The sequence below is a fragment of the Prevotella sp. OH937_COT-195 genome (assembly GCF_003932845.1).
Lineage (GTDB): Bacteria > Bacteroidota > Bacteroidia > Bacteroidales > Bacteroidaceae > Prevotella.
Genome location: NZ_RQZH01000002.1, coordinates 61,185 through 82,363, shown reverse-complemented (window position 1 = coordinate 82,363; position 21,179 = coordinate 61,185). Strand labels below are relative to the sequence as shown.

Below are 21,179 nucleotides of genomic sequence, written 5' to 3'. Positions count from 1 at the left end.
ACATTTTTAGTATCAATTCAACCCCCATACTTTTGTTGAAACATTCGCTTCGACCTTATTCTCAATATTGTCAGGCAAGTTGCAAAAGAAATCTATTCCCGTGAGTTGTTCCAGTTCGTCAATGCTCTTGACATACATCTTAAGGTTGTCACTTGTGTGGTCTTCAACGGTATTCTCCATCCAAAAACCTATTGCACGATACCCCATTGAGTTATGCAGCAGCAATGCGCAGAAAAAATATTTCGGCGCAATCAGTTTGCCTTTAATGCGCTTTATAATGTAATTCTCATTATCAATCGTTCCGCCTTTACACACATATAGTATGTCTTTATCGTTCGAGGGAGTCCACGCCTTGCGTATTCTGCTTTCGAGTTTTTGCCATATTCCCGCATTAAATTTATTATATTGCGGTTGCATGTTGCTAAGATAGAAAGTTTGTTTGTTGGCCTCTTTTGAGTATTGTCGGTCGGCCGATGGACATACATGTCCGTGGTCGAAGCCCGAACCATAGAAATAATCACCTTCGAGATAGTAACCTTTCTCTTCAAGAACAGGATCGTACGGATAGCCGTGCTGTGTGTCATACCGTCCTGCATTTCCTTTGTATCCCTTACGCATTTGGTAACACGACCACCGTTGCGATTTCTTTTCGATGTCCCACTCCAAAGCAAAGTTCACTCCGTATGCATCGTTTGTCTTGTGTACCACTACGAAATTCTTGCCTGCATCTTTAAGTCGGGGGAACTCAAGTCTCGTTATCTCAGATGGTTTTCCTGCGCTCACTATATTCTTGTTCTCATTGCGACCGTCTTCGTTTCCTCCCTGTGTGTTGTCGTCTGTTTCGCTTCCGCATCCCGACAACATGATGACAGCAATTACTATGAAGGTGAATATTTTATTCATGTAGAACGTTCTTTTTGTTCGTTAAAAGCAAGACGCACCAGAGTGTATATGCAACTACACCCTGACGCGTCCTTATATCTTTCCCTATATATAATATAGGATATACTTATTTCTTGGAAGTGCTCTTTGAATAACGGCTCATGAAGCGGTCCACACGACCTGCTGTATCAACGAGCTTACTCTTACCGGTATAGAACGGGTGCGATGTACTTGAGATTTCCAACTTTACCAAAGGGTAGGTTTCTCCTTCAAATTCCACAGTCTCATTAGTCTTGCATGTGGATTTTGAAAGGAACATATCGCCGTTGGACATATCTTTGAATACGACGGGGCGATAATTTTCCGGATGAATACCTTTTTTCATTTCTTTTTAATTGTTATTTTGTTTGTAATTAATTGTCTTGTACGTTTATGATACGTTCGGGCTGCAAAATTACTAATAATTCTACAGTCTGCCAAACATTTACCATCTTTTTTTGAAATGCCACGATAAATTGACCCGATTGTAGAGTCCAACAGCAAATGCAAAATTATCATATCTTTTTGAAGAACTCTGTTCCGAAGATTGAAAAGTTCATTTTTTCCATTGGACTTTTATTTAAACCCAAATCGGTCATTAGAACCCTCAACCGATTTTGTTCGATTGTTGAGCGGATGTACAGCCGTTTCATCGAAGGCGTAGCGGGCTGCGTCGAGATGTAATGGCTGCTCAGATGTCAGCAAGCGGGCTAAAGCGGTAGGGAAGCGTAACGGCAATAGCAAATCTAAGCAAATGCGGTCTAATGACAGATTTGGGGTAAATTCTTCCATATACTCATAAATTCTCTTGTACGCAAATTTACTAAAATCAAATACTTATTTAAAGTAAAGTAACATATTAATCGAACATATTGCGCCATTGACGGAAGCGTATAAGCCCTTCCCTGCCGAACTTGGCAATCGAGCGTTCCGCCTCATCCAAGGTTTTCTCGTATTCGAGATGCGTCTTCGAAAAGAATTTGTCGGCATAGCACACCAATATTTCCTCCGTTGTCTCCGGGAGGAACGACAGGTGAGGCAGCGGTATGTTGCGCGACACTATCTCTTCAAGCGAGAGTCCCGCACCGGTGTGCCGCTCGCATACCCTTGCATGTCTCGGAAATCCTTCGTCACGCAACAGATCGGCTCCGATATGCCCGTGACATATATAAGGCTCGGTGCCGCGACATTCTATGCCGGGAGCATCACAGCGGAATATGCCTATGTCGTGAAGCATGGCAGCCTCCTCCACAAACCGTTTGTCAATGTCAAGTTCGGGGTGTGCATCCGCAATTCTCAATGCCTTGTCTGCCACTGCGCGACTATGTACGACAAGTATATGCCGCAAAGCATTGTCATCGCCGTAATATTTGTTTATTATAGCCTGATAGTCCATGCCTGCAAAGATAATGATTATTTGTCAGAAATCCCTCATGCGACAATCTTTTCCATGCCGATAAATATGTTTCTTGTCGATTGCAAATGTTATCATCAAGGAATCATTATTTTATCCGCGCATAACATTAAAAGCCATGTCATGCCGGCGAGAAACCATATTACAAGTACGGATACGGCTCGACAAAAAGAAAAGCAAATACTGACGAAAGAACAGGTCGGGCAACTCAATGTCAAAATTCGGACAGTGTGTTACGGTGATGAAATATATAATGGAGAGTAAAAGTTCTCACAAAGTAGGAAAGTACGCTTGCCATGAATAAATTTGAGGGCATGTCGAAAAATAAACATCGGCATACCCTCAAATTCTGTTCACGACCACACCTTACTTCTTACTTGAGAAATCGGTGTAAAACTTCCTACTCGTGATCTCGCTCAACGTATGCAAGAGTCTGACCTTTGCTTACCTTTGCTCCTTGTTTTGCCACAACCTCGACAAGTTTTCCGCCAAGAGCTGCCGGTATGGTCTCAATCTCACCCCACGGTGTCTGTATGTAGCAGAACGGCTGTCCTTCGTTGTAGTGCTGACCGATGAACGGTTCCACACATGGTGCACACTCGCCGTCGCCGTTGAATTCGTAGAAAATCTGTCCCTTCACCGGAGCCACCAGTGCGTCGGCCTTTGCATGCTTGAATGCTGAAAGTTCCTCCGGCGAGAGCGAAGAACCAAGTTTTGCGTCCTTTGCTTTCTGCAAGTCGGCAAGCATACGTTTCTTTGCTATGCCGCTCTTGAAATCACGATACTGCTCCGGATGCATTGCAAGTTCGTACAATTCTTCGTCGTCCTTGCCATAATCCCATCCGTTCTCGTCCATCTCTTTGCGGAAATCGTCGAGTGCGTTCGGTATGAGGGTGTGCGGGTCGGCAGTGGTAAACTCGCGTCCTTGCTTTGCAGCGAGTTCCTTGAGTTCGGGTGCAATCTCTCCGGGTATTCTTCCCGACTTGCCCAATATCATTCCCCACATCGACTCGTCCATCATCACGAAACGTCCCTTTCCTTGCTCAATGGTAAGCAGGTTCATAAGCGCGATGTTCTTGGTATATTGCGAGAACGGCGTAACGAGTGGCGGATAACCCACGCGCGGCCATACATAAGCCACCTCGTCGAAGAGTTTCACGAGCAGTTCGTCTGTCGAATATTCGGGCAACCCTTTCTTGACACGTATGGAGTTTATTGTGCGGTGCATGCCTGCAAGGTCTGCCATCATCGAGCCCATCATACCTCCGGGGAGTCCGCAGCCGAGCAGCAGCGACGACATGTGCTTGTTTCCCGGATTTATGAAATATCCGAGCCAGTCGTCTATGAATTCTTGCGTGAGCGAACGTGCCTGCATGTACGAGTTCATATTTATCTCTTTCACCTCGAAGCCCTCGTTCTTCAACATCGACTGCACCGAGATGATGTCCGGGTGAACCTTGCCCCACGACAGCGGTTCGATGGCAGTGTCTATTACGTCTCCTCCATTGTTGCACACTTCGAGTATGCTTGCCATCGAGAGACCCGGTCCCGAGTGTCCGTGATACTGTATTATCACGTCGGGATGTTTAGTCTTGATAGACTTTGTAAGCGCACCGAGCATTGCCGGCTGACCGATTCCTGCCATGTCTTTGAGGCAAATTTCTTCTGCTCCTGCGGCTATTAGTTCGTCTGCGATGTCCGTATAATATTCCACCGTATGCACTGGACTTGTCGTGATACAGAGCGTTGCCTGCGGTGTCATTCCGGCAGCCTTTGCCCACTTTATCGATGGTATTATGTTGCGGGTATCGTTAAGTCCGCAGAATATTCTCGGTATATCTACGCCTTGTGCGTGTTTCACCTTGTATTGTAGTTCGCGAACATCGTCCGGCACGGGGTACATTCTCAGTGCGTTTAGTCCGCGGTCGAGCATGTGTGTCTTTATTCCCACCTCGTTGAAAGGCTTACAAAAAGCCCTCACCGCATCGTTAGGGTTCTCGCCCGCCAGCAGATTTACCTGCTCGAAAGCACCACCGTTGGTTTCCACGCGGTCGAATACGCCCATGTCTATTATGGCGGGTGCTATTCTTTCCAACTGATCCTTTCGTGGCTGGAACTTGCCCGAACTCTGCCACATGTCTCTATATACGAGACTAAATTGGATTTTTTTCTTCATAGCTATTGATTTGAGTGTAATAAAAACTTTAATGTGTTTTGTACATAAATTCTAATTGCAAAAGTAACGTTTTTTTTTCAATAAACTAACGTTTAGCCGAAAAAAATATTTTTTTCGCTGCAAAAAAACAAAAGAAAGTAGAAACAACAACCTGCGCGTTATTATTTTTTCTGCTTCTTCATTGCATCACTTGTCGCAGCGACTCTTTCTCCCCCACTATCCATACTATGTCACCTTTTTTGAAAACATAGTCCGGTGTAGGTTCAAGTAGATTTTCCTCGCCGCACTCCAAGCCCACCACCATACAATTGAATCGGTCTCGTATGCCGCTTTCCATGAGTGTCTTTCCCACGAACTTGCTTGTCCCGGTTATTACTATCTGCCTCAGTTTCATCTCCCGTTTCTCTATCTCGGGGTCTCCGCAGAACATTTCCTCGCCGATGGCATCTCCCAAAGCTTTGAGTTGTTCATCGTTACCGATTGCCTGAATGTTGTCGGAGGGGTAAATGATTGTTGTTCCCGATGGTATGTTAATGCGCTGCTTGCCTCGCAGTATGCTGCTCACATGTACTCCGAAACGATTGCGCAGTTGCAGTTCTTGCAGTGTTTTTCCAGCCCAAAGAGACCCTTCCGGAATCTCGAAGTTGCCTATATGTATGTCACGGTCAAGCAGATGCCCCTCGTAGAGCGGCTTGCGCTGCCCGCTTACCTGTGCCTTGATGTCGCGCGAGCGCAAATTCTGAATGAAGAGTCGTTCGAGCCTTATACTCCTGTGTTTGAGTCTGCGAGACAGAGCCATGAGTATTACCATTACCACGGCAAGCGTAATGATGAGTGCATTGGCGAAACGCGAAAGATAATTGATGATGTAGAATATGAACGATGCCGCGAATGCAGTACGCACAAGAACGGTGAACATCAGCGGAAAACGATTTAGTCGGCTGCCACTCCACAGCAGTTTCATTTCCTCTCTGTGGTTTTCATTCATCACTATCGACCGCAGGAAGGGAGATATTAGCAGCACCGTAAGCACGCCCGTTATGGCATTTGCATACCAGTGCAGTTCCCACCCTGGCAACATCTTGCGCATGAAAGGAAGCACAAAGGTAAACATAAGTGCGATTACGGCTGCCGACAGTATGCCGTATATTACCATTGTGCGCAGCATTGCGCCGAGCAATGTGCGCCACATGCTTTTCTCTCCGCTCGATGGGTGACTCAGAGTGATGCGGTTCAGTGTGCGTATCCATTTCTTAGGCATGTGTCTCTCCACTTTGTTATACACCGGTCCCGATGCACGTATCATGTAAGGTGTAAGGAAAGTAGTTATCACACTCACAGCAACCACCACCGGATAGATGAATTTGCCGGTAACGCCGAGTGTCAATCCGAGCGATGCGATGATAAACGAAAACTCGCCTATCTGTGCCATTGAGAAACCACATTGCATTGCCGATTTAAGTGTCTGTCCGCTTATCAAGAATCCGAATGTGCCAAAGATTGCCTGCCCCGCGAGTATGGTGACCACGAGCAATATTATGGGCAGGGCATAGTCTGCCAATATACGTGGTTCGACGAGCATGCCGACAGACACGAAGAATATCGCGCCGAACAGGTTTTTTACCGGTTCTACGAGTTTTATTATCTTGTCAGCCTCGATTGTCTCGGCGAGAATACTGCCCATGACAAATGCTCCGAAAGCACTTGAGAAACCCACGCCGGCACTTATCACCGCCATGGCACAGCACAATCCCAATGCCACGATGAGGAGTGTCTCGTTGTTGATGAGTCGCCGCATGGAGCGCAAAAATAGCGGAATGACAAATATGCCCACCACAAACCAAAGCACGAGGAAGAATCCTATCTTCATCACAGAGCCGAGCATGCGGCTGCCGTCGGGATTGTTTCCGCCGGCAATGGTACTAAGCATTACCATCATCACAATGGCAAGAATGTCCTCGAGTATGAGAACGCTCATAACCAAACCCGCAAATCGTTGCTGCCGCAATCCCAAGTCGCTGAACGCCTTGTATATGATGGTTGTGGAACTCATTGCGAGCATACCGCCGAGGAATATGCAGTCCATCTTGCTCCAACCCATTATTTTGCCCATGGTAACACCCAGTATTATCATGGAAAACACAATGGTAACGGTGGCAATGACGGGCAGCATGCCCATCTTTAGTATTTTCTTGAAAGAGAAATCCAGCCCGAGAGAAAACAAAAGAAACATCACACCGATGTCCGCCCACGTCTTGATGTCGGCTTGGTCAACAACGGACATGGTATAGGGCATGTGTGGCGACACGACAAACCCCGCCACCACATATCCCAGTACCAACGGTTGCTTCAGTTTTTTGAACAGCAACGTCACGATGCCCGCCACCACAAGTATCAGCGCGAGATCTTTTATCAATCCGGGAACTTCTTCCATTTAAAACCTACATGTACAAATATAAATTCTCGACCTGCTGTTTGCAGGTGTCAATTCAATGATTGAATTCAGACGTTATTTCGCAAATCTTCACGATAACCTGCATGGCCTTCTCCATTACCTGAATGCTCACAAATTCGTACGGACCGTGGAAATTCACGCCACCGGTAAAGATATTGGGGCAAGGCAACCCTTTGAACGACAGTTGTGCGCCGTCGGTGCCACCTCGGATAGGCTCCACTTTCGGCGGTACGCCGCACTCCTGCATTGCCTTCAGCACAATATCTATGACATGCATGTTGGGGTCTATCTTCTCTTTCATGTTGTAATATTGGTCGTTTACCACTGCGGTAACGGTACCCTCGCCGTATTTCTCGTCCATCTTCTCGGCACAACGCACGAAAAACTGTTTGCGATCTTCGAAGCGGTCGCGGTCATGGTCGCGTATGATATAATTCATCTTGGCTTCCTCTATGCCCGACTCTATTCCGAGCAAGTGATAGAAACCTTCATATCCTTCTGTTTCCTCGGGCGTTTCTTCCGCCGGCAACATGGCCGCAAACTCTGTGGCAAGGCGGTTGGCATTTATCATCTTTCCCTTGGCATATCCCGGATGCACGCTCACTCCCTTTATCACTACCTTGCCCGATGCGGCATTGAAATTCTCGAATTCAAGGTCGCCGAGGTCGCCTCCGTCAATGGTATATGCCCATTCACAGCCGAATTTTTCCACATCAAAGTGATGCGCACCTTTCCCGATTTCCTCGTCCGGATTGAAGCCCACGCGTATCTTGCCGTGCTTTATTTCCTTGTGGTCGCGCAGGTAACACATTGCATGTACTATCTCGGCGATGCCAGCCTTGTCGTCTGCACCGAGAAGGGTTGTTCCGTCGGTAACGATTAGGTCTTCACCAATGTGGTTCAGCAGTTCCGGGAATTTCTTCGGACTGCTTATTATGCCCGGCGACAACTCAATGTCCGTACCGTCGTAGTTTCTCACTATGCTCGCCTTGACACCCGCCCCGCTACAATCGGGACTGGTGTCGTAATGGCTTATAAAACCAATGGTGGGTATCTCATCGTTGGTGTTTGCAGGCAGTGTGGCATAGATATACCCCATGTCGTCCATCTCCACTTCTTCAAGCCCTTCTCTTTCGAGTTCTTCTTTCAGGTATTTGGCAAAAATAAGTTGTTTCGACGTGCTTGGCACTGTCTCGCTTTCCTCGCTCGACTGTGTGTCGAACTTGGTGTAGTTAATGAAACGTTCTTGTATATTCATTTTCGTAGTATAGATTAAAAGTCATTGAATTAAAAAAAACAATTTTCGCAATCCGGAACATGTGACTCCGCTGGGACTCAAACCCAGGACCTTCGGAACCGGAATCCGACGCTCTATTCAACTAAGCTACGGAGCCAAATGTTGCGCAAAGGTACATTTTTTCGCCATTATATCAAAATTATTCCATTCTTTTTTCAACTTTCATCTCTCATTTATGTCTTTTTAAAAAAAATATTATTAACTTTGCGAAGAGATACAAAACAATACGATTAACTAATGAAAACATTAAAAACATGACTATGAGAAAAAGAATTTTCAGCATTTTAATCGCCTTTGTGGCGACAATGTGCATGCAGACGATTATGGCACAACCCAAAACAATAAAAGTGAGATTCCGCGGAAGCAGTCCCAACATCAACGACTTCGTGACGAGTTATGCACGTGCAGATACAGGCAACAGAGATTTTGCCACTTTTGCAGAGGAGGTTGTAAAAGGCACACACGGTTACGCCTACACAAAGATAGTGAGTGACAAGAAAAACGGATATGCATCGTTCGAGATGGAGAGCGGAAAGGACAATTCTGTGAACAAGTTGGAGATGTGCTACTGGAATTGCGCCGACAAAAAGACTAAAATCGTTGCCGTGAACGTTCTGTCGCTCTACGGTGAGAGTATTGACGAATGCATTATAACGTTCTACCGGTACGACAATGCCACTCGCGTGATGAAAAAAATCAAGGCTCCTTTCGACCGGAAAGTGCGACCGGTGGATTTCACCAACAAGGACAGGACGCGCCCGTCACGGATAGAAGCCGCAAAGACGGTACGCAACGAGGACGCGAACGCGTGGGCACCGATATTCACCCTGCCGCAGAACGGCAAGGACATCGAAATAACGATTGCCGACGGTTCCCAGCTTACACTCTCAGAAAGACAATGGATAAAATACAAATGGAACGGCAACGGGTTCAGGCTCACGATAGTGGAATAATAAGTTATAATAAAACACGATGATGAAAAAAACAATATTTCTATTGTTAGTGCTTATGCCGTTATGCGCCATGGCACAGCAATTGCTGTCAGACAAAAACATGTACTGGACAAACGGAGATGTTTTCTTCGTTCTTTCAAAGCATGAAATAAGAGCCGACATGTATGTAGGCATGGGCGGCACACTGAACGAAGGAGGAACATTTTTCGGTCTGCAAAACACCGGAAACAGTTACAAACTCGTGGAAACAAACTATGGACTGTCTAACGATTCGGAGACTTACATGTATGGTCAGACACTTTTCTTTGATAAAAAAAATATCACGGCAAACTTGAAAACCATCAAAGGGAAACGTTATCTGCTGTTTTATGAAAAAGGCAAATTGTTAGATGTTTACCACGAAGAGAACGAAACCACGAACTACGGCAAGCAGAATGGATTGTACGGACTGGAAGAATCTCTCATACGGAAAATCTTTCTCGCCGGAGAATACATCGATTCTAAAGGCGGTTTGGTTACATTCGCCGTAAACGAACAAAAGGTACACGGACTGCGCGGAGGGTGGAAAGAATATGTCATTGACGCACCTCGCAATTTTCCTTTAAACAATATTCGGTTAGACGAAACAACGACATACGAAGTAAATCATGAAGACGACGGACTTATGCTTACAGAATATTATACCGGCGAAGAGGATTTTGAAGAGTGGAAACAGACCGGAAACACGATAAAACTGTACCATGTGTTGCCAAACCGCATGCAGGGCACGGCCGGCAAAACATCGCGTTTCGATTTCGCAAGCAAAGAAGTTTTATATAGTTCGATATTGGGTGGTTTCACGAAAAAAGAGTTGCGCCTGATGCGAAACGAGATTTACGCCCGTCACGGCTACCGGTTCTCTTCTCCTGACATGAATGAGTATTTCTCACAGTGCCCGTGGTACTCGCCGCGCGGAGACAACAATGCCGCAACGGCAGAATTGACCGAGGTGGAAAAAATCAACGTGCAACTAATCAAGAAAATGGAAAAGACTCCGCAATACTGACACATACAGAAAACAAAACAGCCGAAATCGTTTTCCAAAACAGGCGGTTTTACATTTCAAATTGGGCGAAATTGTTTATCAATTCCGCCCAATATGCTTCACAAACGAACATGTCATACGCACCGAAACATTTTCTACGGGCGGATTGTGAAAGACAAATGCCTGAAAAACAACACCGATAATGGCATTCACGGCGTTTCCCGATTGCAACGAACATACTTGTATCGGGAAAATAAAAATATATAAAAAAGCAATCGGGATTAAACAAACGGCGACTTTTATCATCGAAAGTAACATACAAAAAGGGATAAAACGGCGAGACAAGACTACTGTTATCCCCTGCGGACAAGATTATAAACTATGGTATCAAGAATGATTGTCATTGTCGTGGTTGCTGCATGCACCGCCATTGTCGCACCGGCACAGAACCGGAAAATCACGGGAAAGATTATTGACAACGAAACAAAAGAGGCTGTGATGCAGACCACCATTCAACTGCTTGACAGCGACTCCGTGTTCGTAACCGGAGCAATTACTGACGAGAACGGCGAGTTCTGCATGGAAGCACACGGCGAAGGAGTGTTCATACTTAAAGTATCGAACATAGGATATGCCGTAATGACAAAGACGATTAACATGCCGAGAGAGAGGGACTTGGCACTCGGCACGCTGCAAATTAAACCCGACGCGGTGATGCTGGCGGGAGTAACGGCAACCGGACAGGCAAAGAAAGTGGTACTGAGAGAAGACACTTTCGTATATAACGCCAATGCTTTCCGCACACCGGAAGGCTCTGTGGTGGAAGAACTTGTAAAACGACTGCCCGGTGCAGAAATATCCGAAGACGGGAAGATTACCATAAACGGAAAGGAAATAAAGAAAATAAAAGTTGACGGCAAAGAGTTTATGACGGGCGACACGGAGACAGCATTGAAGAATCTTCCAACCTCGATAATCAACAACATAAAGGTTTACGACGAGAAAAGCGACATGGCGAGAATGACGGGAATCGACGACGGAAACGAGGAAATGGTACTCGATTTCGGCATTAAGCCCGGAATGAACAAAGGGACAATGGCGAATATAGACCTCGGAGCAGGAAACCACAACCGATACTCGGAACGAATGATGGGGGGATTTTTCAATGATAAGATGCAAGCAATGGTCTTCGGGAATTTCAACAACAACAATGACAGAGGATTTCCGGGCGGCGGCGGAAGAGGAAGATTCGGCAACGTAAAAAACGGATTGAACACAAAGAAGATGCTGGGGGCAAATTTCAACTACGAGGAAAAAGACAAATTGAAAATAGACGGGCACATGAGATGGAATCACTCCGATAATGACACACGTGCAGAACAGTCGGCAGAGTATTTCAACGGGGGGCGTTCGTCTTTTTCTAACAGTCTGAATCAAAGTTACTCGAGACGCGACAAATGGGTGTTCAGAATGAAATTGGAATGGAAACCGGACTCCATGACGACGCTTATGTTCCGACCCGAATTGTCAACGACGACAAACGACAAGAAAGGAACGGGATTGTCGGCAAACTATTCGGAAGACCCGTTCATTATGCATACATCGCCACTCGATGCGCATAACATGGAAAAAATGGCGGAGGAGGGAATAATTATAAGTACAAACGGCAAAAACTTCATTTCGTTCGACAAACAGAAATATGCCGGCGGAACGGTATTGGCAAGCCGGAAACTGAACGACAAGGGACGAAACATAACAATTGAGACAGAGGCTTCATACTGCAACAATGCGAACAATGGCCTGTCACTCACAAACACGCACCTGTATAAGATGAAGAACACGGCAGGGACCGACTCCGCTTACCAGACAAACCGCTACAACACAATACCGGTCAAGTCGTACAAATACAGCGTGCATGCCACATACAGCGAGCCGATATTCCGAAAGACATACATACAACTGGGCTACAAGTTCGGATACGGGCATGACAAGAGCAACCGCTCGACATTTGATTTCAGCAACATGGGAGAGAAATTCTTTGAAGGACTGGCACCTGCCTACCGCGGATGGGGAGAGTACTTTAAAAGACTCGACAACCCTTTAGGCTCCTATCTCGACAAAGACCTGAGCAGAGCGTCCGACTATCGGAGTTATATCCACGAACTTCAACTTACATTCCGCATGGTAAGGGAAAAATATCAGATGAGCGCCGGGGTAATGCTGCAACCGCAGCGCACCAACTACAAGCAGGATTTTCGTGGCATAAACATCGACACCACACGGACGGTTGTGAACTTTTCGCCGACGTTCGACTTGAAATATAACTTCAGCAAAGTGTCGCGATTGCGCATAACATATAAAGGAGTTGCGACGCAACCTTCCATGACAGACCTCCTCGACATTACAGACGACAGCGACCCGATGAACATAATACGAGGCACCCCCGGACTGAAACCGGAATTCACGCACAGCATGCAACTGTTTTACAACAACTACATACAGCGGCATCAACGTGCAATAATGACTTTTGCAAACTATAACAATACGCGAAATGCTGTAAGCCGAACCATGACATACGATGAAAAGAGCGGCGCGAGAATATATCGTCCGGAGAATGTCAACGGCAATTGGAACGTCACCGCGGGGCTGATGTTAAACACGGCAATTGATTCCGCAGGTTGTTTCAACATTAATACGTTTACCTTGTTCAGACACAACAACCATGTGGGAAATGTCACCATGGGAACAGGCACGGCATCAATGAGGAACACAACGCGCACGACGGGAATGACAGAGCGACTGGGAATGAGTTTCCGCAACTCGTGGATAGAGGTGGAACTGAACGGCTCTTTAAACTATACACATGCCCGAAATCTGCTGCAGAAACGGAACAACCTTGACACATGGCACTTCGGATATGGCATAAATTCCACCGTTTTTCTGCCATGGGGAACATCAATATCCACCGACTTGCACGAACAGAGCCGCCGGGGATATAACGACAAGGCAATGAACACCAACGAATTGATATGGAACGCACAGATAAGCCAAGGTTTCCTAAAAAATGATGCACTGACGGTAATGCTCCAATTCTACGACATTCTGCACCAACAAAGTTCGTTCGCCCGGACATTCAACGCCATGATGCGCAGCGACACGCGGTATAACAACATCAACAGTTATGCCATGTTGCATGTAACTTACCGCCTAAACGTATTCGGAGGACAAGACAACGGAATATACGGTGACCACGGACGATTCCGCGGCAGGGAGCATGGCAGAGGTTTCAGAGGCAGGAGATAAAAAGACAAGCGGCGCAAGAGGAAAATTCCCTGCGCCGCTTTATATCGTAAAGTTACATCAAATCACTCCGTTGTATACAACTCTTTGATTTCTTTCTCGATGACACCGGGAAAATGTTTCATCTCGAGAACGTGAATCTTTGCCTCTATGTCCCCAACCGTGTCCGACGGAGTGAGCGCCACCTTGAACTGTGCCACAATCTCGCCTCCGTCGCAAACGTTGCTCACGCGGTGAACGGTAATTCCCGTCTCGGTGTCTCCCGCCGCCTTTACAGCCTCGTGGACGTGATGCCCGTACATGCCTTTTCCGCCATGTTTCGGCAGCAACGAGGGATGAATGTTTAGTATCCTGCCATCATACTTGTCTATAAGATATTCCGGAACCATTAGCAGAAAACCGGCAAGAACTATATGGTCAATCGAGTGCTTCTGCAGCAACGGCAACACGTTTTGCGCCCCGGCAAACTCTGCCCTGCCGACAATGGCGGTGTCGACCCCGAGATTTTTTGCACGCGTCAGTGCGTATGCGTCGGGACGGTTGCTTACCACAAGTTTCACACGAGCCACTTTCGAATTATGAAAATGGCGTATAATGTTCTCACAGTTTGTTCCGTTTCCGGAAACGAAAATTGCAATGTTCTTCATGTTCGGTCAATGGTTTGTTGTCATTTAGTCGTCAAAGTCGAAATCATCGTTAAAATCGTCGAAGCCGAACATTGCCGGATCCACAAATGCGTCCATGGCACGGCGGTCTTTCTTTGTCGGTCTTCCGGTACCTCTCGCACGGTCAACGAACCCGCTTATACGGCTCATTTCAAGTATTTCGTATTGCTTCGGGTCGGTTACATTCTCGTAAATGTCCGGCAAAAGTTTCGCTCCCACGCGCTGTTCGATACACTTCAGTACCCGAAACGAGTAAGTAACCGGCGGTTTTTTCACACTTACCGTCTCGCCGGTCTTTATCATTCTCGACGGCTTAACGTTTGTTCCGTTCATCGTCACACGCCCGTTTTTGCAGGCATCTGCCGCCACCGAGCGCGTCTTGAATATGCGGGCAGCCCACAGCCACTTGTCGAGACGTGCCGTTTCCGCCCCCATGTTCTGTCCGTCGGCATACCCCTTGCCTTTTGTCTGTTGCATATTGTTTTTCCTTTCCATTATCTTACAAATGGGTGACCAATATTAATTAGCCGTATATCTGTGTTTGTTTTTCAGTCATTCCGTTGCATGTAAGAAAGAGTGTGCACCTCACACAACCGAAGACAGACCGTGCAATGAAGAAAAAGAGACGTAAGGATACCGGTAAAGTAAAGGTTTACAAAACCGTACTTTCATACTATACGATTGATTTCGAACACCTACTCATCGGAAGGTTCGGAGGCATCGGCGGCAGGTTTCGAAACGGGTTTCTTCTTGTTGAACCGGTTCATGGTAATGTCGATGCCGGCAAGTACGAAACTCTTAATCTCTTCAACCGCCACCTCCATCTGCGGTTCGAGAACCTTCATTTCGTCGTCTGTATATCTACCGAGCACCCAATCCACCTGTCCTCCGCGTGGAAAGTCATTGCCTATGCCCACCCTGAGACGTGCATAGTCCTGCCCTATGAGTTGCTGTATATGCCCCAAACCGTTGTGTCCGCCGTTGCTGCCGTTACCTTTCAGTCGCAGCGTGCCGAGCGGCAGTGCCATCTCGTCAACCACAACGAGCAGTCTTGTTTGGTCGATGTTCTCCTTGTTGAGCCAGTATCTCACGGCATTGCCGCTCAGATTCATAAACGTGGTGGGTTTCAGCAATATCAACTTTCGCCCTTTCAGCGATGTTTCTGCCACATATCCGTAGCGTTTGTCGCTGAAAATGACATTGGACGCCTTGGCAAAAGCGTCCAATATCATAAATCCTGTGTTATGGCGGGTTCCGGCGTATTCATCACCCGGATTTCCCAATCCTACTATCAAGTATTTATCCATCTGCCTATCAAAATCCTGCTTTTGTCGTTTTCAAATACAGGTTTCTCAGGAGGCGGCGGGCGGTCTGCCTTTTATTCGGCAGCAGCCTCTTCCTCGTTATTAGTACTTGCGGCGTTGCTCTTGCGCGTAGCCTTGATTGTGCAGACAACAACTTCTTTGCTTGTCGCCATCTCGAGACCCTCAAAACTGAGGTCGCCTACCTTGATGCTCTTGCCGATTGTCATGTTTGTAACATCGATGTCGAGCGTTTCGGGAATGTCCTTGTATTTTGCACGAACATCCAACTTACGCACAATGAGGCTCATACGACCACCGTCGCGCACACCTTGTGCCAGTCCGTTCAGTTTAACAGGTATGCCGATGGTAATGAGTTTCTCGTCATTGATTGCGAAGAAGTCAACGTGCATCACCGCGTCGGTTACCGGATGGAACTGCAGTTCTTTCATTATTGCAAGGTGTTTCTCGCCGTCTATGTCAAGGTTTATCACATAGATGTGCGGAGTATATACAACTTTGCGCAGTTCTGACATTGAAACCGCGAATGCCAAAGCTTTCGGAAGACCGTTCTCGTCTTTTGCCTCTCCGTAGAGATTGCAGGGAACGAGTCCTTCTTTTCTCAACAATTTCGTAGCCTTCTTGCCAAGGTCGCCACGCTTATGACCTGTCAAATTAATTTCTTTCATAAATGTGTTACTCTAAATTAAGTTGTTAATTAATACATGCTCTTAATTCGCCATTACACGAGAAAACCTCAAACGACGCGTTTGAAAAAGCGGTGCAAAGGTATCACTTTTTAACGAAACCGCCAAGTTTTCTATTAAAATTCCTATAAAAAACAAGGCTTTTCTTGCACAAAATAACTTTTTTGCATACCTTTGCCCAAAATAATGATGCACATAAGACGTTAATCCAAATACGGAATTACATATATGATAAACAGAGAACTCATAAGAAACAAGGTAGTCCAGTTAACCTACGCATACTATCAAAACGGCAATCGGAACATGGATAACGCAGAGAAAGAACTGCTCTTCAGCCTGTCAAAGGCATACGACATGTATAACATGCTGCTCTCACTGATAGTTGCCATTACGAACGAAGCACGCAGACAGAACGAGATAGAAACCGCAAGGGCAGAGAGAGAAGGACGGGAAGTGCCGTCGCAGAAATTCTGCAACAACAAGTTCGAGATACAACTGGAAAGCAACAAGATGCTTTTGGAGTTCGTGGAAAGCAAAAAGACAACATGGAAAGACGAGATTGACACTGTAAGAAAACTTCTGTCGCATATTGAACAAAGCGCGATATACAAGGAATATATGGCCAACCCGGAAGAGGAGGAATATGATGTCGACCGGGAGTTGTGGAGAAAAATATACCGCACACTCATCATGGACAACACCGACCTCGATTCTTTCTTCGAGGAGAAGAGCATATATTGGAACGACGACAAAGACATCGTCGACACTTTCGTGCTGAAAACAATAAAACGCTTCGACCCGAAAAACGGGAAAAACCAAGAACTGTTGCCGGAATACAAGGACTACGAAGACAAGGATTTCGCAAGGAAATTGTTCCGCGCGACGATACTTAATGCCGACCAATACCAACGGTACATGAGCGAGACATCGCGTAACTGGGATTTCTCCCGACTGGCATACATGGACGTGGTAATAATGCAAATAGCAATAGCAGAGATGGCAACATTCCCCAACATACCCATAAACGTTACGATAAACGAATACGTCGAACTTGCAAAGGCATACAGCACACCGCGCAGTTTCGGGTATATAAACGGAATGCTTGATGCCATAGCACGCTATATAATTGACACGGGAAAGGTGATAAAGGCAATAAGACCGGCAACGGTAAATGCCGAAACGAAAGACAGAGACACCGATAACGAAGAGGAGAAAACGGAAGAAATATAACATAAAGAAATTAACAACGAAATAATAAAAAAGAAAAATGACAACGACAATGCTTTTAGATGCCGCACAACAGGGACAAGGCGGCGGCTGGACAATGATTTTGATGCTGGTCGTAATATTCGTAATAATGTGGTTTTTTATGATAAGACCGCAGCAGAAACAGCAGAAAAAACTACGCGAATTCCAAAACTCGCTCGAAGAAGGAGCAAAAGTTGTAGTGGGAGGAGGCATTCACGGAATAGTGAAACGCATAGACAACAACGACAACATAATAGAAGTGGAGATAGCAAAGGGTACGGTTATCCGTGTAGATCGTGCGCAAGTCTTTGCCGACAATACGGCAGCGGCTTCCGCAACGCAGAAATAACTCCACACACATACCGGCAATGAGAAAAGACGAGGGAAGGAAAACATTCCGCAAAATAAGGGACTTCTTGTTCAAAATAGTGAACAAGGAGTCCCTTATTTTCTTGTTCTTCCTCGTAACAAGCGGAGCCTTTTGGGGGCTGCTCGCAATGAACGAAGACACCGACCAAGAAATTCTCGTGCCGATAAGGCTGACAAACGTGCCGAAAAACGTGGTCATCACCACAAACACAGAGGACACACTGCGCGTCAACGTGCGCGACAAAGGCTTCCTCGTGATGGGATATGTGTACGGGAACAAGATAAATCCGATTGAAATAGACTTCTCAAAATACATGAACGAGAAGCGCAGCAGCACCATAGGAACTGCCGACCTGCAAAGAATGGTTTACCAAAACTTGTTCAAATCGACCAAGATAACGGGAATGAGACCGGACAAGTTGGACATTGTTTACACATACGGGCGGAGCAAGAAAGTGCCGGTAAGAATGAGCGGAAAGATTGACCCGGGAGAAAGCCTTTATCTCGCAAACGTAAAGTTTTGGCCGGACAGCGTATTGATATACGCCTCCGACGAACTGCTCGACAGCATAAAAGAAGCGTTTACAGTGCCGATATACCTACAGAATTTTACCGACACCGTGATACGAGACATAGCACTGAAACGGATATACGGGGTGAAATACATACCGAACAAAGTGAAAATCGGACTTTACTCGGACATTATGACAGAGCAAAGACTCGAAGTTCCCATAACGGCCATCAACATGCCGACCGGTAAGGTGTTGCGCACTTTCCCACAAAGAGTGAAAGTTATATTCGTCACAGGAGCCAGCATGTACCGTTCGATACGCCCGACAAGTTTCAAAGTGGTGGCAGACTACAACGACATAACGGCAAATCCGTCTGACAAATGCACCATAAGACTCGTTGCCGTGCCACACGGGGTAAGGAACGCAAGACCTGAAATAGACAAGGTTGACTATCTCATCGAAGAACAATGAAGACGGCTGTAACGGGTGGAATAGGAAGCGGGAAGAGTTATGTCTGCCGACTACTGCGAGAACAGGGCATGGAGATTTACGACTGCGACAACGCAGCCAAGAGACTTATGCGCACTTCGGAAGAAATAAAGGAGAAGTTGAAACGTCTCGTAGGCAACGAAGTTTACAACAACGGAGAACTCAACAAACCGATACTCGCACAGTTCCTGCTCGCCGGCGAAGAGAACAAAAAGGCGGTGAACGCAATAGTACATCCCGCAGTGGCACGCGATTTCGAAGAATCGGGAATTGAATGGATGGAATGTGCAATACTGTTCGAGAGCGGATTCGACCGCCTCGTTGACCGTATAATATGCGTGACGGCTCCACGCGAACTGCGTATGGAACGCATAATGGCACGCGACGGAATAACGCGCCGCAAGGCCGAACAGTGGATTGGCTGCCAAATGAGTCAGGAGGAAATTGCCCGTCGCAGCCACATCATAGTCAACAACGACGGGTCGCCGCTACTTCCGCAACTCGTCGGAATGCGATTTGTACCCTCAACGAACCCTCTGGAAAATCTCTGATAAAATCACATAAAAATCAAAGAACACCCAATAATAATAAATAATACGACAATAACATGCAACAGACAATCCTATCAATCGCCGGAAAGCCCGGTCTTTACAAATTAGTATCGCGCGGACGCGCCAACCTCATAGTAGAAACCCTCGACGAAACACACAGACGCATACCGGCTTTCGCAACCGACCGTGTTACGAGTCTTGCCGACATAGCAATGTTCACCGATGCCGAGGACGTTCCTCTTATGACAATCCTCGCCTCGCTGCGTGACAAAGAGCAGGGCAAGGAGGTGTCGATAAACTACAAGAAAGCATTGAGCAAAGAACTCAGAGAATACTTTGCCGAGATACTTCCCGACTTCGACCGCGAACGCGTTCACGACAACGACATCAAAAAACTGTTCCAGTGGTACAACATACTCATCAAGAACGGAATAACAGACTTTGAATCGGAAATGAAACCGACCGAGGGCGACAACATAGACGACCGCAAGGAGCAGGAGTAAAACTCCGTAACACACTGCCGTATATTCCCTTCGCGGAATCAAAACAGGCGAAATTGCAATGTAATTTGGGCGAAATTGGAAAGTAAAACAGGCGAAATTGCTTTTCAATTTCGCCTGTTTTGCATCACGCCGGAAACGCATCGTGCCTTACACCGGTGTCATATCGCACCTCTGCAAACTGTCAATCTACCATTACATAGAAGCCGTAGTATTCGCGTTTTATGAGTTTGTTTCCCTTTACGGTGAACGTTCCGCAGTTGGTATGTTCGGGTGCTGTGTCAACATACCACAATCGCAAGTTCCCATTATACTCCTCTGCCATTACAATGCTCATGCCAGGATAGTCGCCTTCCATATCAACTGCCCACTGCGCATCTCCGTATTCGTCGTATATGGTCTGCTCCATTTCGCCCAGAACCACACCGTCGGGGGTAGTCACCGCCTGCATTGCGAAAGCCTTTTTGCCATTGTCGGTGAAAAATACCGTATAGTAACGGTATTTCCCTCCGTCTGCCTCTCCGTTCAGCCGTGCTTTTCTCACCTTCTTGCCCGTGCGCTTTTCTATCTCGCGTTTTGCGTCTTTTGTCATCTGCTTGTCTGCATATTTGTCTCCTTCTTGGAAAGCATAGTATTTACAATCCACAAGTTTGTGCGTCTTAAGATAATCCTCCGGCAATGCCATGCCAACATTGTATTTCTCGTCATAGTGTCCGGTGCCGCTCTTGAAACACACATACTGCATTTGTTCGTCGCGCTCGCTGCCCTTCCTGCCTAATGCCAGCGTCCCTTCGTTACCCTTGTCAAAGTTGCACGACACATAATCTATCGTTCTCCTCTTTCCCGCACACACCACCATGGTATATCGTTTTTTGTTGCTCTTGAGCATCCGTACGAAAGCCTCAACCTCCTTACGTCCACGTTCGTTTTCAGCCTCCTGCTTCTCTTCCGAAAGTGCGTAAAAGTCGTCTCCGCTCAGTTGCGACGACGGGATATAGCCCAACGGGGCATACCAATAAGATGTCCCGTATTCGTTGAAAACCAACAACGGCAGGTCCGCAAGGTTCTCTTTGTCCGTCATTTCCGGTGTTAAGTCCTTCTTTTCCGTGTTGGTTGCGATGCTGTCCGAAAGACTTTTACCGAGTATTTCGTCCTTTTTCTTTTTCAAATCCTCCGTACACGATGAAATAATAATCAGCGACAAAAATACCAAAATAGCCTTTGTCATACTGAATAAGGTTGCCTTTGTCATACTAAATAAAGTTTTTTAAGATGGAAATATGTATATAATTAATTC

The 21,179-nt window shown here is 46.4% G+C and carries 20 protein-coding genes and 1 tRNA gene; 8 read left to right on the top strand and 13 right to left on the bottom strand.

Annotation, left to right across the window (positions count from 1 at the left end; genetic code table 11):
- Positions 1–12 precede the first annotated feature (12 nt).
- The 8 genes from EII32_RS01440 to EII32_RS01405 form a co-directional block, all read right to left on the bottom strand.
- The gene (locus tag EII32_RS01440) at positions 13–903 is read right to left on the bottom strand and encodes a DNA/RNA non-specific endonuclease (protein WP_125233680.1); all 891 of its coding nucleotides are present in this window, start codon (positions 901–903) and stop codon (positions 13–15) included.
- 106 nt (positions 904–1,009) lie between these two features.
- Complete coding sequence (locus EII32_RS01435) at positions 1,010–1,267, bottom strand: type B 50S ribosomal protein L31 (RefSeq protein WP_125233679.1); 258 nt, start codon at positions 1,265–1,267, stop codon at positions 1,010–1,012.
- Positions 1,268–1,497: 230 nt separating this feature from the next.
- Positions 1,498–1,713, bottom strand: a complete 216-nt coding sequence (locus EII32_RS01430; protein WP_125233678.1) for a hypothetical protein — start codon at positions 1,711–1,713, stop codon at positions 1,498–1,500.
- Between the two features lie 67 nt (positions 1,714–1,780).
- A complete protein-coding gene (locus EII32_RS01425; RefSeq protein WP_125233677.1) occupies positions 1,781–2,317 on the bottom strand; it encodes an HD domain-containing protein in 537 nt (178 codons plus the stop codon).
- 418 nt (positions 2,318–2,735) lie between these two features.
- The gene (locus EII32_RS01420) at positions 2,736–4,511 is read right to left on the bottom strand and encodes an oxaloacetate decarboxylase (protein ID WP_125233676.1); all 1,776 of its coding nucleotides are present in this window, start codon (positions 4,509–4,511) and stop codon (positions 2,736–2,738) included.
- A gap of 178 nt (positions 4,512–4,689) precedes the next feature.
- Entirely contained in the window at positions 4,690–6,945 is a 2,256-nt protein-coding gene (locus EII32_RS01415) for a cation:proton antiporter (RefSeq protein ID WP_125233675.1), read from the bottom strand.
- A 55-nt stretch (positions 6,946–7,000) separates the two neighbouring features.
- On the bottom strand, positions 7,001–8,224 hold the full coding sequence (gene pepT / locus EII32_RS01410) for a peptidase T (RefSeq protein WP_125233674.1): 1,224 nt from the start codon (positions 8,222–8,224) through the stop codon (positions 7,001–7,003).
- A gap of 62 nt (positions 8,225–8,286) precedes the next feature.
- Positions 8,287–8,360: transfer RNA gene (locus EII32_RS01405), tRNA-Arg, on the bottom strand.
- A 163-nt stretch (positions 8,361–8,523) separates the two neighbouring features.
- On the opposite strand from EII32_RS01405, the gene EII32_RS01400 reads away from it, so the two are divergent.
- The 3 genes from EII32_RS01400 (at position 8,524) to EII32_RS01390 (ending at position 13,543) form a co-directional block, all read left to right on the top strand.
- Complete coding sequence (locus EII32_RS01400) at positions 8,524–9,216, top strand: hypothetical protein (RefSeq protein ID WP_125233673.1); 693 nt, start codon at positions 8,524–8,526, stop codon at positions 9,214–9,216.
- A gap of 19 nt (positions 9,217–9,235) precedes the next feature.
- Entirely contained in the window at positions 9,236–10,261 is a 1,026-nt protein-coding gene (locus EII32_RS12350) for a YARHG domain-containing protein (protein ID WP_199741374.1), read from the top strand.
- Positions 10,262–10,621: 360 nt separating this feature from the next.
- Entirely contained in the window at positions 10,622–13,543 is a 2,922-nt protein-coding gene (locus EII32_RS01390; RefSeq protein ID WP_233582279.1) for an outer membrane beta-barrel protein, read from the top strand.
- A gap of 62 nt (positions 13,544–13,605) precedes the next feature.
- Here EII32_RS01390 and purN read toward each other — a convergent pair whose 3' ends face one another.
- The 4 genes from purN to EII32_RS01370 all read right to left on the bottom strand — a co-directional run bounded on the left by purN (position 13,606) and on the right by EII32_RS01370 (position 16,195).
- Positions 13,606–14,187 carry a phosphoribosylglycinamide formyltransferase gene (gene purN / locus EII32_RS01385; RefSeq protein WP_125233672.1) on the bottom strand — a complete coding sequence of 194 codons (582 nt, stop codon included), beginning with the start codon at positions 14,185–14,187 and terminating at the stop codon, positions 13,606–13,608.
- A 24-nt stretch (positions 14,188–14,211) separates the two neighbouring features.
- A complete protein-coding gene (locus EII32_RS01380) occupies positions 14,212–14,682 on the bottom strand; it encodes an RNA-binding S4 domain-containing protein (RefSeq protein WP_233582278.1) in 471 nt (156 codons plus the stop codon).
- 218 nt (positions 14,683–14,900) lie between these two features.
- Positions 14,901–15,512, bottom strand: coding sequence for an aminoacyl-tRNA hydrolase (gene pth, locus EII32_RS01375; RefSeq protein WP_125233671.1), 612 nt, complete (start codon positions 15,510–15,512; stop codon positions 14,901–14,903).
- A gap of 71 nt (positions 15,513–15,583) precedes the next feature.
- Complete coding sequence (locus tag EII32_RS01370) at positions 15,584–16,195, bottom strand: 50S ribosomal protein L25/general stress protein Ctc (protein ID WP_125233670.1); 612 nt, start codon at positions 16,193–16,195, stop codon at positions 15,584–15,586.
- Between the two features lie 246 nt (positions 16,196–16,441).
- On the opposite strand from EII32_RS01370, the gene nusB reads away from it, so the two are divergent.
- Genes nusB through EII32_RS01345 form a run of 5 tightly spaced genes read left to right on the top strand, consistent with a single transcriptional unit; the run spans position 16,442 to position 19,885 of the window.
- Positions 16,442–17,443 carry a transcription antitermination factor NusB gene (nusB, locus tag EII32_RS01365; protein ID WP_125233669.1) on the top strand — a complete coding sequence of 334 codons (1,002 nt, stop codon included), beginning with the start codon at positions 16,442–16,444 and terminating at the stop codon, positions 17,441–17,443.
- 37 nt (positions 17,444–17,480) lie between these two features.
- Positions 17,481–17,810: a preprotein translocase subunit YajC gene (gene yajC / locus EII32_RS01360; RefSeq protein WP_125233668.1), complete on the top strand. Its 330-nt coding sequence runs from the start codon at positions 17,481–17,483 to the stop codon at positions 17,808–17,810.
- A gap of 19 nt (positions 17,811–17,829) precedes the next feature.
- Complete coding sequence (locus EII32_RS01355; RefSeq protein WP_125233667.1) at positions 17,830–18,813, top strand: CdaR family protein; 984 nt, start codon at positions 17,830–17,832, stop codon at positions 18,811–18,813.
- The gene (gene coaE, locus EII32_RS01350; RefSeq protein WP_125233666.1) at positions 18,810–19,382 is read left to right on the top strand and encodes a dephospho-CoA kinase; all 573 of its coding nucleotides are present in this window, start codon (positions 18,810–18,812) and stop codon (positions 19,380–19,382) included. Before EII32_RS01355 ends, coaE begins: the two co-directional genes overlap by 4 nt.
- Positions 19,383–19,438: 56 nt before the next feature.
- On the top strand, positions 19,439–19,885 hold the full coding sequence (locus tag EII32_RS01345; protein ID WP_125233665.1) for a DUF5606 domain-containing protein: 447 nt from the start codon (positions 19,439–19,441) through the stop codon (positions 19,883–19,885).
- 181 nt (positions 19,886–20,066) lie between these two features.
- Here EII32_RS01345 and EII32_RS01340 read toward each other — a convergent pair whose 3' ends face one another.
- Positions 20,067–21,134, bottom strand: coding sequence for a hypothetical protein (locus EII32_RS01340; RefSeq protein WP_125233664.1), 1,068 nt, complete (start codon positions 21,132–21,134; stop codon positions 20,067–20,069).
- Between the last annotated feature and the right edge of the window lie 45 nt (positions 21,135–21,179).

Coding starts and splice junctions, on each gene's coding strand:
- EII32_RS01345 (WP_125233665.1), top strand. CDS start 19,439: ATGCAACAGACAATCCTATCAATCGCCGGAAAGCCCGGTCTTTACAAA.
- EII32_RS12350 (WP_199741374.1), top strand. CDS start 9,236: ATGATGAAAAAAACAATATTTCTATTGTTAGTGCTTATGCCGTTATGC.
- EII32_RS01430 (WP_125233678.1), bottom strand. CDS start 1,713: ATGGAAGAATTTACCCCAAATCTGTCATTAGACCGCATTTGCTTAGAT.
- pepT (WP_125233674.1), bottom strand. CDS start 8,224: ATGAATATACAAGAACGTTTCATTAACTACACCAAGTTCGACACACAG.
- EII32_RS01380 (WP_233582278.1), bottom strand. CDS start 14,682: ATGCAACAGACAAAAGGCAAGGGGTATGCCGACGGACAGAACATGGGG.
- EII32_RS01420 (WP_125233676.1), bottom strand. CDS start 4,511: ATGAAGAAAAAAATCCAATTTAGTCTCGTATATAGAGACATGTGGCAG.
- EII32_RS01400 (WP_125233673.1), top strand. CDS start 8,524: ATGAGAAAAAGAATTTTCAGCATTTTAATCGCCTTTGTGGCGACAATG.
- EII32_RS01440 (WP_125233680.1), bottom strand. CDS start 903: ATGAATAAAATATTCACCTTCATAGTAATTGCTGTCATCATGTTGTCG.
- EII32_RS01355 (WP_125233667.1), top strand. CDS start 17,830: ATGAGAAAAGACGAGGGAAGGAAAACATTCCGCAAAATAAGGGACTTC.
- yajC (WP_125233668.1), top strand. CDS start 17,481: ATGACAACGACAATGCTTTTAGATGCCGCACAACAGGGACAAGGCGGC.
- EII32_RS01390 (WP_233582279.1), top strand. CDS start 10,622: ATGGTATCAAGAATGATTGTCATTGTCGTGGTTGCTGCATGCACCGCC.
- EII32_RS01340 (WP_125233664.1), bottom strand. CDS start 21,134: ATGACAAAGGCAACCTTATTCAGTATGACAAAGGCTATTTTGGTATTT.
- purN (WP_125233672.1), bottom strand. CDS start 14,187: ATGAAGAACATTGCAATTTTCGTTTCCGGAAACGGAACAAACTGTGAG.
- EII32_RS01435 (WP_125233679.1), bottom strand. CDS start 1,267: ATGAAAAAAGGTATTCATCCGGAAAATTATCGCCCCGTCGTATTCAAA.
- coaE (WP_125233666.1), top strand. CDS start 18,810: ATGAAGACGGCTGTAACGGGTGGAATAGGAAGCGGGAAGAGTTATGTC.
- EII32_RS01370 (WP_125233670.1), bottom strand. CDS start 16,195: ATGAAAGAAATTAATTTGACAGGTCATAAGCGTGGCGACCTTGGCAAG.
- EII32_RS01425 (WP_125233677.1), bottom strand. CDS start 2,317: ATGGACTATCAGGCTATAATAAACAAATATTACGGCGATGACAATGCT.
- EII32_RS01415 (WP_125233675.1), bottom strand. CDS start 6,945: ATGGAAGAAGTTCCCGGATTGATAAAAGATCTCGCGCTGATACTTGTG.
- pth (WP_125233671.1), bottom strand. CDS start 15,512: ATGGATAAATACTTGATAGTAGGATTGGGAAATCCGGGTGATGAATAC.
- nusB (WP_125233669.1), top strand. CDS start 16,442: ATGATAAACAGAGAACTCATAAGAAACAAGGTAGTCCAGTTAACCTAC.